13 protein-coding genes and 1 other annotated feature are annotated in these 16312 nt (G+C 39.9%); all 13 genes read right to left on the minus strand.

Annotation, left to right across the window (positions count from 1 at the left end):
- Positions 1-12: 12 nt before the first annotated feature.
- Positions 13-1944, minus strand: coding sequence for a threonine--tRNA ligase (gene thrS / locus KMHG_RS07050; RefSeq protein ID WP_010288259.1), 1932 nt, complete (start codon positions 1942-1944; stop codon positions 13-15).
- Between the two features lie 82 nt (positions 1945-2026).
- Positions 2027-2265, minus strand: a binding site (T-box leader).
- A 54-nt stretch (positions 2266-2319) separates the two neighbouring features.
- Positions 2320-3252, minus strand: a complete 933-nt coding sequence (dnaI, locus tag KMHG_RS07055; protein WP_010288260.1) for a primosomal protein DnaI — start codon at positions 3250-3252, stop codon at positions 2320-2322.
- A 9-nt stretch (positions 3253-3261) separates the two neighbouring features.
- Positions 3262-5037 (minus strand): DnaD domain protein, encoded by a 1776-nt coding sequence (locus KMHG_RS07060; protein ID WP_010288261.1) that lies wholly within the window; start codon positions 5035-5037, stop codon positions 3262-3264.
- Between the two features lie 21 nt (positions 5038-5058).
- Complete coding sequence (gene nrdR / locus KMHG_RS07065; RefSeq protein ID WP_010288262.1) at positions 5059-5538, minus strand: transcriptional regulator NrdR; 480 nt, start codon at positions 5536-5538, stop codon at positions 5059-5061.
- A 177-nt stretch (positions 5539-5715) separates the two neighbouring features.
- Complete coding sequence (locus KMHG_RS07070) at positions 5716-6735, minus strand: glyceraldehyde-3-phosphate dehydrogenase (RefSeq protein WP_010288263.1); 1020 nt, start codon at positions 6733-6735, stop codon at positions 5716-5718.
- A 153-nt stretch (positions 6736-6888) separates the two neighbouring features.
- Complete coding sequence (coaE, locus tag KMHG_RS07075) at positions 6889-7491, minus strand: dephospho-CoA kinase (RefSeq protein WP_010288264.1); 603 nt, start codon at positions 7489-7491, stop codon at positions 6889-6891.
- Positions 7492-7502: 11 nt separating this feature from the next.
- Positions 7503-8375: a bifunctional DNA-formamidopyrimidine glycosylase/DNA-(apurinic or apyrimidinic site) lyase gene (gene mutM, locus KMHG_RS07080; protein WP_010288267.1), complete on the minus strand. Its 873-nt coding sequence runs from the start codon at positions 8373-8375 to the stop codon at positions 7503-7505.
- A gap of 12 nt (positions 8376-8387) precedes the next feature.
- The gene (polA, locus tag KMHG_RS07085; protein ID WP_010288269.1) at positions 8388-11009 is read right to left on the minus strand and encodes a DNA polymerase I; all 2622 of its coding nucleotides are present in this window, start codon (positions 11007-11009) and stop codon (positions 8388-8390) included.
- Between the two features lie 193 nt (positions 11010-11202).
- A complete protein-coding gene (gene pnpS, locus KMHG_RS07090) occupies positions 11203-12642 on the minus strand; it encodes a two-component system histidine kinase PnpS (RefSeq protein WP_010288270.1) in 1440 nt (479 codons plus the stop codon).
- On the minus strand, positions 12642-13343 hold the full coding sequence (locus KMHG_RS07095; protein ID WP_010288271.1) for a response regulator transcription factor: 702 nt from the start codon (positions 13341-13343) through the stop codon (positions 12642-12644). The genes pnpS and KMHG_RS07095 overlap by 1 nt, the downstream gene beginning before the upstream one ends.
- 47 nt (positions 13344-13390) lie before the next feature.
- Entirely contained in the window at positions 13391-13795 is a 405-nt protein-coding gene (locus KMHG_RS07100) for a hotdog family protein (protein ID WP_010288272.1), read from the minus strand.
- Between the two features lie 113 nt (positions 13796-13908).
- Positions 13909-14847 (minus strand): malate dehydrogenase, encoded by a 939-nt coding sequence (mdh, locus tag KMHG_RS07105; RefSeq protein ID WP_010288273.1) that lies wholly within the window; start codon positions 14845-14847, stop codon positions 13909-13911.
- 88 nt (positions 14848-14935) lie between these two features.
- A complete protein-coding gene (gene icd, locus KMHG_RS07110; RefSeq protein ID WP_010288274.1) occupies positions 14936-16195 on the minus strand; it encodes an NADP-dependent isocitrate dehydrogenase in 1260 nt (419 codons plus the stop codon).
- Positions 16196-16312 lie beyond the last annotated feature (117 nt).

Raw genomic sequence — 16312 nt, forward strand, 5'->3', positions numbered from 1 at the left:
AATATAGAAGTATTATTTATTTGCTTCTTGAACTAAGTTTGCTAAGAATTTATCAAATGCGATTGTTTCTGAATCTTTAGAGCCGTATTTACGTACGTTTACGCTGTTAGATTCAACTTCTTTATCGCCTAGTACAAGCATGTAAGGAATTTTCTTCATTTGTGCTTCACGGATTTTGTAGCCAAGTTTTTCTTCGCGGTAATCCATTTCAACACGGATACCAGCAGCTTGAAGTTTTTCTTCTACTTGTTTTGCGTAGTCGAAGTGAACTTCGTTAGATACTGGGATTACTTGAACTTGTACAGGTGCTAACCAAGTTGGGAATGCGCCTTTGTATTCTTCTGTTAAGAAGGCTACGAAACGTTCCATTGTTGATACAACACCACGGTGAATAACGACTGGGCGGTGTAATTCGCCGTCCTTACCAACGTAGCCAAGATCGAAGCGTTGTGGTAATAAGAAATCAAGTTGAACTGTAGATAATGTTTCTTGTTTACCGATTGCAGTTTTTACTTGTACGTCAAGTTTTGGACCGTAGAATGCAGCTTCACCATCTGCTTCGTAGTAATCTAAACCTAGATCGTCCATCGCTTCTTTTAACATGCTTTGCGCTTTTTCCCACATTTCATCGTCATCGAAGTATTTTTCAGTATCTTGAGGGTCACGGTAAGATAAACGGAATTCGTAATCATTTAAGTCGAAATCTTTATATACAGCTAAGATTAATTCAACTACTTTTTTGAACTCTTCTTTGATTTGGTCTGGACGTACGAAAAGGTGAGCATCGTTTAAAGTCATCCCACGTACACGTTGTAGACCTGAAACAGCACCTGACATTTCGTAACGGTGCATCATACCAAGCTCTGCGATACGTAATGGTAGATCACGGTAAGAGCGCATTGCTGATTTGTAAACCATCATGTGGTGAGGGCAGTTCATTGGACGTAACACTAATGTTTCGTTATCCATTTCCATTGGTGGGAACATATCTTCTTGGTAGTGATCCCAGTGGCCAGAAGTTACGTATAAATCTTTAGAACCCAGTACTGGTGTGTATACGTGTTTGTAGCCTAGAGATAATTCCTTGTCTACGATGTAGCGTTCAATTGTACGACGGATTGTTGCGCCGTTTGGTAACCAAAGTGGTAAACCTTGACCAACTAATTTGCTAGTTGTAAAGATTTCTAATTCTTTACCTAGTTTACGGTGGTCACGTTCTTTTGCTTCTTCAAGCATTTGAAGATGTGCTTTTAAATCTTTTTTGTCGAAGAATGCAGTACCGTAAATACGTTGTAACATTTTGTTATCTGAGTTACCACGCCAGTATGCACCTGCTACTGATAATAATTTGAATTCTTTAATTTTACCTGTTGATGGTACGTGAATACCGCGGCAAAGGTCGAAGAATTCGCCTTGATAGTAAATTGATACTTGTTCATCTTCTGGAATTGCTTCAAGAAGCTCTAATTTATATTGATCGTCAATTTCTTCGAATTTTGCTTGTGCTTCAGCGCGAGAAACGTCTTGACGTTTGATTTCTAAGTTTTCAGCAACGATACGTTTCATTTCTTTTTCAATTGCTGGGAAGTCTTCTGCAGTAATCGGTGTTTCTGAATCAACATCATAGTAGAAGCCATGCTCAATTGTTGGTCCGATACCTAGTTTCACACCAGGGTATAGACGTTTTAATGCTTGTGCTAGAAGGTGAGCAGTTGAATGACGCATTACGTCTAAAGATTCTTCATCTTGTTGCGTTAAAATTGCAATTGTACCGTCTTCGTTTAATGGTGTTTTTGTATCCACTAATTCACCGTTGAATTTACCAACAAGTGCTTTTTTACGAAGTCCTGGGCTAATTGAAGCCGCAACTGCATCAGTTGTGATCCCTTTGTCGAATTCTTTTACAGAACCGTCTGGGAAAGTTAATTTAATCATGTCTGCCATTTTAAAAATTCTCTCCTTTTGTATATTTTCGAAAGCGTTAGGCCACGTGTTGGAGATTTTTGCATAAAAAAAATCCCGTCCGCAAAGGGACGAGATATATACTCGTGGTTCCACCCTTCTTCCTTCAATGGACACAATACGAGTGTAGTTTCCAAAGATGAAGCTCTCGATCGGCTAACGGGCCGCTACCGTCGACAATTACTATGAGTTCACTGCCGCTGCTCCAAGGTGGTAAATAAAGTGTCGTACTAAGAGGCTCGCACCAATACCTCTCTCTCTGAAAGCCGTACACTTAATTGTTGTCCTTTTCAATGCATTTCAATATTTTATGTTACACATTATATACTGAATAGATGAAACGTTCAAGCACGTTTATTAAAAACTACGACGATTTTCGCCCGTCATATCAACCGGTTTTGTCATCGTGCGAATACGTTCCATAATACGTCCTGCTTTCACAGGGTCTACATCGCCACGCGTCTTCGCTAAATGCTTTTCAAGCTCTGCATAATTTAAGTTTGATGAAATAAATGTCGGCAAGCGTTCAGCCATACGATAATGTAAAATCGTTCCTAAAATTTCATCACGCGTCCACGTCGTTAGCGTCTCTGCACCTAAATCATCTAGCATTAATACCGGTGCTTTTTTGACGAAATCAATTTTTTCTTCTAATGAATTTTCCCCTATAGCACTTTTCAGCTCGCGTAAAAATTCTGGCACGTACACTAAAATTGTACGAATTTCCATCGTCGCTAGTTCATTGGCAATCGCTGCAAGGACGAATGATTTCCCAACGCCGAAGCTACCATGTAAATATAAGCCAACTGACGGCAATTGCTCGCGATTTTTTTTCACGTCAACGATGAAGGCCATCGCTTCTTTATACGCATTTAAACGTTGCTCACTATCAACTTTAATATCATCAAGTGTTGCTTTCATTACCTCGCGTGGCATATGCATACTTGAAATCATCGATGCCGTTTTACGACGATCATCTTCGCGGCGTTTCGTATCACAAGGGACGTATTCTAAATCAATGTTATCACGTTCAACAATTAATTTCGGTACGAGCCCGTTAATTGGATTTTTACACGTTGCAACCGATTCACAAGCGCTACAATCGTGCTGTTGCGACGTAAATTCGAGTAATTTTCCCATACCGCGTTCAATCGTTTGTTGAGATAACTGATGTTCATTGATAAATGATTGAATCGCAGGATGTTTTAATACTTCTTGTTGAATTTGCTGAAGGCGCGCATTAAAATCTGTACCTTTCATCTGTTGTAATTGTTTATTAATTGGCTCCACGATGGTCACCTACCCTTTGTCTAAACCAAGCTGTTCTAAAATCTTTTGACGTTCTGCTTCAAAATCTTTCACAGGCTCAGCATCTTGTTTATGTTTTTTATGTTGCTCATTTTTAAACCATTCTGGCAATAATGATTCATCGACTTGCGGTTTTTGTGGATATGTCGTTTTATAATATTTTTGTGATTTTGCTTGTTGATACGCTTTTGCATATTCAAGCGCTTCAGCCGCTGTTTGAATATTTTCTTTACGCCAACTGCTCAAAATCGATTGTAAAAAGTTCATATTCAGTGAGTTTGTCGTAATGAAATAACCGTAATGAATCAGTGCGTTCATGACATCTTTCGGTAAATCCTCATACGCTTCACATGCTTCTTCAACGACGCGTATGTCTTTCCCAATCGGTTCTTTACCATCATTCATCATTTGTAACAATACGAGCGGCTCTGTTTGTTCAAATAACTTCACGACGTCTGCTTTTAGTGTCGCTTCATTAATGTCCACATCTTTCATCGACTCAATCAAATAATAACTTCCTGCCGCTGCACGTAACAATTTAAACTGCTCATGCATTTCCGTACTTGGCGTAATTTTTGTCGTTGTCGGTTGAACGCGGTGCTCAAACTCTTTTGCAAGCTCCATCGCTTCTTCGGCTGTTTTAACACCCGTATTACGCCAATGACTCGCAATAGATTCGATATATTTACGGTTCAGTTTTCCACCATTTCGTAAACATACATAATGTAGTAATACGTTGACGACTTGTGGTTCCATGTCGTATTGCACGACGAGGTCTTCTGCAAGCTCAACGTCTTTCGGAAACGGCTTTTTACCACCTGCCACATTCGTTAAGACGTCTAGCGGCGAGGCTTTCGTAAACCATTCAATGAGTTCTTGTTTTTTCGTCTGCGGCTTTTCCGTTTCTTCCGCTTCTGGTGCTGCTTCTACAACTTGCACATATTGATGCATCGCTGGCGGCTCTGTCGACATCGTCATTTTATAGTAACTTGACGCAGACTTTTTCAGTTTTGCTTCACTCACTTGCATCATTTCATCAAGTGACATCATGACGATTTGTTGCATATCTTTTGGAGACAAATGATATAAAAATGCCAGCTTTGCAATGAGCGCTTTTACTTCCACCGTTAACACATTTTGTGGAATAAGTTGCTCTGATAAGCCTTGGCGAAGCGCGTCAAAATCGAACCCTTTATGATCAAACGGAATATCTTTCGGCTTCTCTACCCCTGTTGACATTTGTAAATCATTTGGCGGCATATGCTGTTGAACAGGTTGATAAACGTCCATAAATGAGCGTGATACGTCTTTGAATCCTTCTGTCGTTGAGCCTTTCGGAATAAAACGTTGGCGCAACGTACGATACGCATGTTCACCAATTTTGCTATATAAAAACATCGATAAAATCGGATCATCAAAAAATAACTTTGCATCGAGTGGCGGCATGACGTCATAAATAAATGACCGCATCGTTTCATCTTCACGGCGCCAGCTACGCAACAAACCGATTGCTTCTAGTGCGATGCGAGATTCAAACACTTTTGCAATCGGCATATCAAGCGCATTCATTAAATGATAATGCGATAAATTCGTGTCAATCATATCCTCGCCCTCTGCCCATAACATAAAGTACAGGCTGACAGCATCTGGACCGATCAACGGTTGATAAAGCAGTGTGACAAGCTTGCGTTCATAACTAGATAATGGGAAAGGAATACGAATTGACAGTCGGTCTACTGGTTGTAATTCTCGATATAAATTTACCAACGTAATTGTCCCCCTTGTTCCTTATTGTTTCTCTTTATTGTCTCGTTGTTTTGCTTCTAATAAGTCGCGCATTTCTTCTAAGAACACAGAAATATCTTTAAATTGACGATAAACAGAGGCAAAGCGTACATATGATACTTCATCAATTTTCGCTAAGCGCTCCATCACCATTTCGCCGACTTCTTCTGATTTCACTTCTGCGTTGCCTTTACGACGTAGTGCTTTCTCGATATTAAATACGAGTTCTTCTAAATCTGTGAGTGGTACTGGACGTTTTTCACATGCGCGAATTAAGCCACGTAGCACTTTTTCATGACTAAACTCTTCGCGAGAGCCGTCTTTTTTAACAACGATCAGCGGCATCTCTTCGACTTTTTCAAATGTTGTAAAACGAAAACCACATGATTCACATTCTCGACGACGGCGAATCGCTTTATTGTCATCTACCGGGCGACTATCAATGACTTTCGTTCCGTTATATTGACACGATGGACATCTCATAATTTTAATCTCCTGAATATTTCTTTATAGTTTATTTATTATATCAAAAAACACGTGCAAAAATCGAATAGATGTCGTTATTTCACTAAGAAAAACGTGACATTGCTACAAAAAGAAAAGACTCATGCAAGTCGCATGAGCCTTTTTGACGTTAGATATATAAAAACAGTCTTTAAATTACGCGTTAACCGCAGTATTTAAGCCAGCAATTACCTTTTTCGTTAAATCAACGACACGTGAAGAGTAGCCCCACTCGTTATCGTACCAAGCTAATACTTTCACTTTTTTGTCGCCCATTACCATTGTTGTTAAACCATCTACTGTCGCAGAAGCTGGGTTTGTGTTGAAATCACTCGATACAAGTGGTTCAGTTGTGAAATCTAAAATGCCTTTTAAATCACCTTTTGCAGCTTTTTTGAATGCATCGTTTACTTGTTCAACTGTTACAGATTCATTTAAATCAACAACAAGGTCTACTAGTGACACGTTTGGTGTTGGTACGCGAAGCGCCATACCGTGTAATTTACCTTTTAGTTCCGGTAATACTAATGTTAACGCTTTCGCGGCACCTGTAGATGTTGGAATAATTGATTCTGCGCAAGAACGTGCACGACGTAAGTCTTTATGTGGGTTATCAATGTTATTTTGGTCATTTGTATATGAGTGCACAGTTGTCATTAAACCGTTGTCGATACCGAATGTGTCGTTTAATACTTTTGCAACTGGTGCTAAGCAGTTCGTTGTGCAAGATGCGTTTGAGATCACATCGTGTTTAGAAAGATCTAATTTATCATCATTAACACCCATAACGATTGTGACATCTTCATTTTTACCTGGAGCAGTTAAAATCACTTTTTTCGCGCCTGCTTCTAAGTGTTGTGCTGCTTTTGAACGTTCGTTGAATTTACCAGTCGCTTCGATTACGATGTCAACGTTCATTTCTTTCCAAGGTAATAGTAATGGATTACGCTCCGCAATTAATTGAATGCGCTTACCATTTACGACTAAGAAATCTTCACCTGGCTCCACTGTGCCATCGAAACGACCGTGTGTAGTGTCATATTTAATTAAGTGAGCTAATGTTTCTGCAGGATAGCTAGCGTTAATTGCTACAATATTTAAATTTTCTGCCATAGCCTTTCTGAATACCATACGACCGATGCGGCCAAATCCGTTAATCGCAATTGAAACTGTCATTATATAAAGTCCTCCTAAGTGATCGGTTTTTTTAATTAAACATCTTATTTGCAATTAGTATAGCACATTCATCGAAAAGTAAAACCTTTTTTTCATCGTTTTTTAAAAGATTTTATTTTCTGATAAATTTAACCGTAAAAAAACAAGAGCTTTTTACAGCTCTTGTAGGACGTTCCATTTGTTTAAAATATATCGTAATTGTGCTTCCGTTTGTTCGATCGACTCGTTGTTATAAATAACTGCATCAGCACCTTTTTCTTTAACCGAAATCGGCAACTGCGAACTAATACGCGCACGCGCTTCTTCTTCTGTTAATCCGTTTCGTTGCATCAAACGTGTCAGTTGATTTTCTTCATTCACAGAGACGACGAGAATTTTCTCAACGTAGCTTTGAAGGCCACTCTCAAACAATAGTGGAATATCCATCACTACGTGTAGATGCCCGTCAGATAAGTATTCATCGCGCTGACGAAGCATTTCTTTTCGAATCGCCGGGTGAATAATATCGTTCAATTGTTTACGTTTTGCTGGGTCGTGAAAAATCAGTGCACCGACTTTTTGGCGATCCATATGACCATCTTCTAAGATTACTTCATGGCCAAATGCTTCGGCAATTTCCGCTAATGTTTCCGTTCCAGGTTCGACGACGACACGCGCAACTTTATCGGCATCGACGATTGGAATTTGTAAATGTTCGAACATTTTTGCGACGGTACTTTTCCCACTCGCAATACTTCCCGTTAATCCTATAATCATTTTTTCTCCTCCTAATGCTGACAGTTTGGACAGTAAAACGAGTTGCGTCCAGCGATAATTTGTTGCTCTGTATTAGTATGACACATTGGGCATTTTTTCATCCCATACATTTGCAAGCGGTGTTGCATACCCCCTGCTTCACCGTTAATATTACGGTAATCTGAGATAGAAGAGCCGCCAAATGCGATACTTTCTGTTAAAACAGCGACAATTTCTTTGAATAACGCAACCAATTCATCATTTGTCATTTGGGACACTAATCGTCCCGGATGTATACGCTGTCTAAACAATGCTTCGTTCGCATAAATGTTTCCACAGCCGCTTACAACTTTACCATCCATAATGACCGCTTTAATCGCTTTGTGATTGTACTTTCGTTGTGCACATTTTGCTAAAAAGAAATTACAGGCATCGTCGGCAAAAGGTTCCGGTGCCATCTCTAATAACGGTGGATAATCTGCCACTTCACGTAATAAGCGCATCTCACCGAATCGACGAATATCAGCATAAATGAGCCATTCTTCCGGTGCGAGTTGCAACATGACGTGCATATGTTTATGAAACTTACCTTCTGTCACATCATCTGGATGTGAGACGTGGAACCATGCCCCTGACATGCCTAAATGATTGACGAGTAATTGTTGTTGTCCGTCTTTTATGACCGTAAAGAAAATATATTTTGCGTGACGTTCAATACGTTGAATCGTCATATTCGTCACTTGTTCAATAAACTGTTCGGGTGTTTTCCCTTTAATAATTGCTTCTTTGCCGGCTTCTTTTGACGCATAAATAACCGGCGAAATGATGACGCGTTGAACAGTCTTACCTTCAACAGCAGGTTTCAACATTCGAACGACGCCTTCTACTTCTGGTAATTCAGGCATATAAAAACTCCTTTATTTTGCGTCGTACCAAGTAGCACCTGATGCAGCATCTGCTTTCAGTGGCACTTTTAATGCAACCGCATGTTCCATCACTTCTGGTACGAGTTTCGCTAAAATATCTACTTCTTCTGGTGGTGCTTCAAAAATTAATTCATCGTGTACTTGTAACAACATCGTTGATTGTAAATTGTGCGCTTTTAACGCTGCAGCCATATCAATCATCGCTTTTTTAATAATATCGGCCGCTGTTCCTTGAATCGGTGTATTCATCGCTGTACGTTCCGCAAAGCTACGAATATTAAAGTTACGGCTATTTAAATCTGGTAAATAGCGACGACGATTTAATAACGTCGTGACGTAGCCATCTTTTTTCGCTTGTGCGACGACTGATTCCATATAGCCTTTCACACCTGGATAGCTTTCAAAGTAACGTTCGATAAATTCAGCCGCTTCTTTGCGCGTAATGCCCAAGTTTTGAGATAAACCGTAATCGCTAATACCGTAGACGATCCCAAAGTTAACCGCTTTTGCTTGGCGACGCATATTCGGTGTTACATCTTCTTTAGCGACACCGAAAACGTCCATCGCTGTCTTCGTATGAATATCTAAATCGTGTTTAAACGCATCGATTAAATTTTGCTCATCTGCCATATCAGCTAAGACGCGCAATTCAATTTGTGAATAATCGGCTGAGAACAACGTCCAACCTTCGTGACTTGGCACGAACGCTTGACGAATTTTACGCCCTTCTTCTAATCGAATCGGGATGTTTTGTAAGTTCGGATCGACGGAGCTTAAACGGCCTGTCGCTGTTAATGCTTGTTGATAGCGCGTATGAATTTTATGGTCTTTTTCATGAACGACTTTTAATAATCCTTCAATATACGTCGAATTTAACTTGCCTAATTGACGATATTCTAAAATGTAGTCAATCACTTCATGCTCTGGTTGTAATTTTTCTAATACGTCCGCTGCTGTAGAGTAACCTGTTTTCGTCTTTTTAATAATCGGTAAACCGAGCGTTTCAAATAATACGACACCTAATTGCTTCGGCGAATTAATATTAAATTGCGTCCCTGCAAGCGCGTAAATTTTTTGCTCAATCGCCGCTAATTTAGACGTTAACTCTTGACCCATTTCCACTAAGCACTGCTCATCTACCGCAACACCCGCACATTCCATATCACATAAAATAAGTGCAAGTGGCAATTCAATCGTTTTGTATAGCTCAAACTGTTCTTTTTCTTGAAGCGTTTCAGCAAGTTTCGGCATAACATTCCATACCGCAAGCGCTTTACGACAAACGTGTTCAGCAACGACGTCTACTGCTGGAATCGCACGTTTTGCACCTTTACCATATACTTGCTCCGCGACTTGCACATCGTAGTAACCGTACGTTTTTGCAACTTGTGCAATTTCATCTACGTTTTGATTTGCTTCATCGATGTATGCAGCTAACATGACATCTTCCGTTACACCGTTTAATTCAATATCAAATCGGCGAAGTGCTGCTTTTTGTGCTTTCACGTCGAATACGTATTTTTCAAGCGTGTCATCTGCTAAATACGCTTTCACCGCTTCGCTTTTTAAGACATCATCAAACGTCATATAATAAGAAGCTTTCCCATCGCTAAAGCCGATACCTAAAATATCACACGTATGGTAATGTGCATCGTCTAACTCTACGTGCACACCCATGCCTGAAACAAGTTCTGTTGATAACGTTTCAACGTGTTGCCATGGAATGTCTTGTTGTTCTGTCGTTTCAACTTCAAGATCACTTTTTTCGATTAATGATTTGAATGATAACTCATGCCATAGCGCAAATAGTTGTTCTGTATTTGGGCCTTCCCACGCTAATTGATCAATCGTTACATCAATTGGCGCTTGGCGATTAATCGTCGCTAGTTCTTTACTTAACTTCGCTTGCGCTTCATTTTCTACGAGCTTTTCTTTTAGCTTTCCTTTTACTTCATCAATATGTTCATAAACGCCTTCAACAGTTTCAAATTGCGTTAACAATTTAATCGCTGTTTTTTCACCGACGCTCGGTACGCCTGGAATATTATCTGATTTATCACCCATTAACCCTTTCATATCAATAATTTGAAGTGGTGTTAACGTATATTTTTCTAAAATGTGCGCAGGTGTGTAATGCTCGATATCGGTCATTCCTTTGCGCGTAATATAGACTGTCGTATTGTCTGATGCTAGTTGCGTTAAATCTTTATCACCAGAAACGACAACAGTTTCTAAACCTGCTTCGTCTGCTTCACGTGCAAGCGTACCGATAATGTCATCTGCTTCATACATTTCTAATTCGTAACGTTGCATGTTGTAAGCATCTAATAATTTACGTAAATACGGGAATTGCTCTGACAACTCAGGTGGTGTTTTTTGACGGCCACCTTTATATTCTTTATACGTACTATGGCGGAAAGTCGTTTTCCCAGCATCAAATGCAACGAGTACACGGGTCGGATTTTCCTCTGCTAAAATTTTTTGTAGCATCGTCGTAAAGCCGTAAATCGCGTTCGTATGAATGCCTTGATCATTCGTTAATAATGGTAAGGCGAAAAATGCACGATATGCTAAGCTATTACCGTCTAGTAATAGTAATTTTTCTTTTGTCATATCAATTCTCCTTTGCTTTTATGTCCTTTTCTATTTTACCATGCACGCACTTTTTTCGTCGCACACACGTTCTTTTCCAATAAAAAAAGACCGCTCGGAATAAGCGGTCATCTGTGTGACAGTCGAAGGGGGCTTCTAGCTATACATTATCAAATAGATTTAAAGCGCATATGAAGCCTTTGTAAAAGATTTGTTAAGTTGCTTGTTTTGGCAACATGACACGCATCGTTGTTCCTTTCCCTACTTCACTGTCGACTTGAATTTTCCCATGATGAATTTCAACTAAATGTTTGACGATTGCTAAACCGAGGCCTGTACCACCTGAATTACGGCTACGCGCGCGGTCAACACGATAAAATCGTTCAAACACACGCGGGATTTCCTCTTTTGAAATCCCGATGCCTTCATCGTGCACTTCTAAAATACCGTACTGCTCATCTTCACGAAGCGTCATCGTCACCTTCGTCGCTTCTGGTGAATAACTAATCGCATTAAACAATAAATTAACGATGACTTGCATTAGACGATTGGCATCACCGAGCACAGTAATTTCTGTCGGTGCCTCTACGACAAGTGCCATATCTTTTTCTGATAAACGTTGTGCGGATAACTCTGTAGCACGTCGTACGAGATCGTTTAAGTTCGTTGGTAATAAATCGAGTACGAAACCATGTTTTTCAAGCTTTGATAACTCTAATAAATCATTGACGAGCATTTGCAATCGATTACTTTCTTTATTCATAATTTCTAAAAATGTCAGCAACGTTTCTTCGTCTTTATACGCACCATCTAATAACGTCTCTGAAAATCCTTTCATCGACGTAATCGGCGTACGCAGTTCATGCGATACGTTCGCCACGAAATCTTTGCGCACTTGCTCGAGTTTTTTCAACTCCGTAATGTCATGCATCACGATTACAACACCGAGCCAATGCCCATGCTCCCCGATGACCGGTGCACCGTACACTTCCATATGACGTATTTCACTTTCAAGTGGCAGTTGAATTTGCTGACGATACGCCTCTTCAGTCATAAAGACGTGGTCAACGAACTCTTCTAGCTCTGCTGGCATTCCGAGATCACGAAATACTTGCTCCGTTACGATGTCATGTTGCTTATCAAATAGGTCTAAAAACACGCGATTGACGACCGAAATATCGCCTTCGCGACCGATCATAATGAGCGCGCTCCCCATATTTTCAATTAATGTTTTTAAACGTTCTTGTTCAATTTCACGCGTCATCATCATATCTTGTAAGTTACGAGCCAACACATTAATGGAACGACTTAATGCAGACGTTGGCACGTCGCGCGCTTCATACGCACGTGCACGGTAGTTGCCTTTTGCTAATTCTAATGCCGTATTCGTCACGTGATCAACAGACGACATCACGTTGTACAAAATCCGATTCGTTAACAATAGCATCACGACGAATGCAATGACGAATGAGCCAATATAAAACAGCCAAAAATATAAGCTGTTCATCATCGGTGAAGAAGCAGTGGTTTCACCTACTGTTGATGTATCAATATAAGCAGGTAATAATTGGCCAAGTACGAATGCTAAACAAGCAAGCACCGTTCCATATAAAAAGCCAAATGCGATTAATAAACGTAAACGCATCGACTTCATTATACTTTTGGCTCCTCAAATTTGTATCCAAGCCCACGAATCGTTTTAATGAAACGTGGCTTACGGCTATTTTCTTCGATTTGTTCGCGAAGGTGACTAATATGTACGTCAACGATACGCGTATCTCCAGCAAAATCATAATGCCATACAGCACTTAACAATTGATCACGAGTTAATACACGATTTTTATTGTCTAATAAATAAACGAGTAACTCAAATTCTTTTGGCGTGAATTCAAGTGCTTTGTCCCCAAGCGTTGCTTCGAAACGATCAGGATAGACGCTTAATTGACCGATGTGATACGTTTTTTCACGCGGTGTTTCTGGCTGATCTAACGTTTTAGAACGACGTAATACTGCTTTTACGCGGGCAACGACTTCACGTGGACTAAATGGTTTCGTCATATAATCATCTGCGCCAAGTTCTAAACCAAGTACTTTATCGAACTCATCGTCTTTCGCTGTCAGCATAATAATCGGCGTATCCATTTTTTGCATGCGTAATTCTTTACATACTTCCATGCCATCTTTTTTAGGCAACATTAAATCAAGCAAAATTAAGTCCGGTTTTTCCGCAATCGCCTGTTCTAAACCATCTTGGCCGTCAAATGCTTGTAAAACATCAAATCCTGCTTGTTTTAAATTGTATTGTAATAATGTTGAAATGGATAATTCATCTTCTACGACTAAAATTTTATTCATGTTTTTGCCTCCAATATGTTCATTTGAAACCCCCATCTCAAATTCACTTATTTAGGCGGAATTGCGATAACTGTTCCTGTCACGATTAATTCATCGGTAGAAAGATTACGTCCTTCTACGTGAATGGTTACACCTTGAATCGCCTCACGCTTATCAATGACTTTTAAGACGATATGAATTGTTTCGTAATGAAAGAGGGCGCCTGGTCCAGGTAAATATTTCGAAATCGTCGATGTAATCATGCCATTAACCATAATCGTTGGCACGATTGGACGCTCAAATTCTGTTCGGCTCGCATAATCGTGTTGAATAAATAGCGGGTTACTATCGTTCGTTAAACCTAAATATAGTAGCAGCTGTTGATCTTCAATCTTTTCTGTAATTTGAATAGAATCTCCTACTTCAATTTCTGCGAACGTTTTCCCCCTTCTATTGTTATTACCTAATAGCAATTGGACTCTCCCCTTTCTACTATGCTTTTATAGTATCAGTTATAAGACGAAAAATCGAGCAACAGTCGCATACAAAAAAGAAGCGTCAACTATAACAGACGCTTCCTCATTTTTTAATCTAACGCATGCATCACATTACGTACAGCATCTGCAGAATGATTAAGCGCTGTTTGTTCTTCATCCGTCAGCGGCAATTCGATAATCTTTTCGACACCATTTGCACCGATAACCGTTGGTACACCTAAATAAATACCTTCTTGACCGTACTCACCTTCTAAGTAAGCAATTGTCGGTAATACGCGTCGTTGATCTTTTAAAATTGCCTCTGCCATTTCAACCATCGCAGCAGCCGGCGCATAGTAGGCTGAACCATTGCCTAATAAATTTACAATCTCTCCACCACCGACACGTGTACGCTGCACAATCGCTTCTAATTGCGCTTCATCTAGTAATAATGATAACGGTACGCCACCAGCATATGAATAGCGAACGAGTGGCACCATCGTATCTCCATGACCACCGAGCACAAATCCTGAAATGTCTTTTACAGATATATTGAGCGCTTCTGCAACAAATGTACGGAAACGTGCCGTATCTAAAATACCCGATTGACCGATGACACGATTTTTCGGAAAACCAGACGTTTCATAAACTGTATACGTCATCGCATCGACTGGATTTGTTAATACAAGAATCGTCGCATCTGGTGAATATTTAACGACTTCTTCTGTCACTGATTGCATGACACGTTGATTAATTCGAACGAGGTCATCACGGCTCATTCCCGGTTTACGGGCAACACCTGCCGTTATAATGACGATGTCCGAATTTGCTGTATCTTCGTAATGAGATGTACCTTTAATGTGCGCATCAATATTTAAAATCGGTGTCGCCTCAGCCATATCTAGCGCTTTTCCTTTTGTCGGATTTTCCGCTTGAGGTACGTCTACGAGTACGACATCACCTAATTCTTTTTGTGCTACTAAAAAAGCCGCCGTTGCACCTGTATAACCAGCACCAATAACAGAAATCTTTTTACGTATGTTTGACATAATAAAAAACTCCTTTTATACAATAAAATGGTAATTTGGTACAAAAAAAGAGATGAAGCAAGCTTCATCTCTTATAATCCTTTAAAAATTAAAGGTTTTTGATTAATTCGTCAGCGAACTCAGAGCATTTCACTTCTGTAGCGCCGTCCATTAGACGTGCGAAGTCGTAAGTTACAACTTTAGAAGCGATTGTTTTTTCTACTGATGCAGTGATAGCGTCAGCAGCTTCTTGCCAGCCTAAGTGTTCAAGCATTAATACGCCTGAAAGTAATACTGATGAAGGGTTAACTTTATCTTGACCAGCATATTTAGGAGCTGTACCGTGAGTAGCTTCGAAGATAGCGTGACCAGTTACGTAGTTGATGTTCGCGCCTGGTGCGATACCGATACCACCTACTTGAGCAGCTAATGCGTCAGAGATGTAGTCACCGTTTAAGTTCATAGTTGCTACTACGTCGAATTCTTTCGGACGAGTAAGGATTTGTTGTAAGAAGATATCTGCGATAGAATCTTTTACGATGATTTTGCCAGCAGCTTCAGCGTCAGCTTGTGCTTTGTTTGCAGCGTCTGTGCCTTCTGCTTCTTTGATTTTATCGTATTGAGCCCAAGTGAATACTTTATCGCCGAATTCTGCTTCAGCAAGATCGTAACCCCATTGTTTGAATCCACCTTCAGTGAATTTCATGATGTTACCTTTGTGTACTAGAGTAACAGTTGGTTTGTTGTGTTCGATTGCATAGTTGATTGCAGCGCGAACTAAACGCTCAGTACCTTCTTTAGAAACTGGTTTAATACCTAAACCTGAAGTTTCTGGGAAGCGGATTTTGTTAACACCTAGTTCAGTTTGTAAGAAGTTTAATAATTTCTTTTGTTCGTCTGAACCAGCTTTGTATTCGATACCAGCGTAGATATCTTCAGTGTTTTCACGGAAGATTACCATGTCAACGTCTTCTGGTTTTTTAACTGGTGATGGTACACCTTCGAAGTGACGTACAGGACGTAAGCATACATATAAGTCAAGAGTTTGACGTAATGCTACGTTTAATGAACGGATACCGCCACCGATTGGAGTTGTAAGAGGACCTTTGATAGCGATTAAGTATTCGTTGATTTTGTCTAAAGTTTCTTGTGGTAACCATTCGCCTGTAGCGTTGAATGCTTTTTCACCAGCTAAAACTTCTAACCATTCGATTGTTTTTTCGCCATTGTAAGCTTTTTTCACAGCTGCGTCGATAACGCGAGAAGCTGCGTGCCAGATATCAGGACCGATACCGTCACCAATGATGAATGGGATTGTTGGATTGTTTGGTACGTTTAATACGTTGTTTTCCATAGTAATTTTTGCCATGTAAATTACGCCTCCTAAATTATATATCACAATCATGGGCTTGGTCCAAAAGGTCCCAAGCCCAATGACAATTACATTATATCATACAGTTGCTTTCAAGTATTTCGCTTTTAAGCC

The sequence above is a fragment of the Kurthia massiliensis genome (genome assembly GCF_000285555.1).
GTDB classification, from domain to species: Bacteria; Bacillota; Bacilli; order Bacillales_A; family Planococcaceae; genus Kurthia; species Kurthia massiliensis.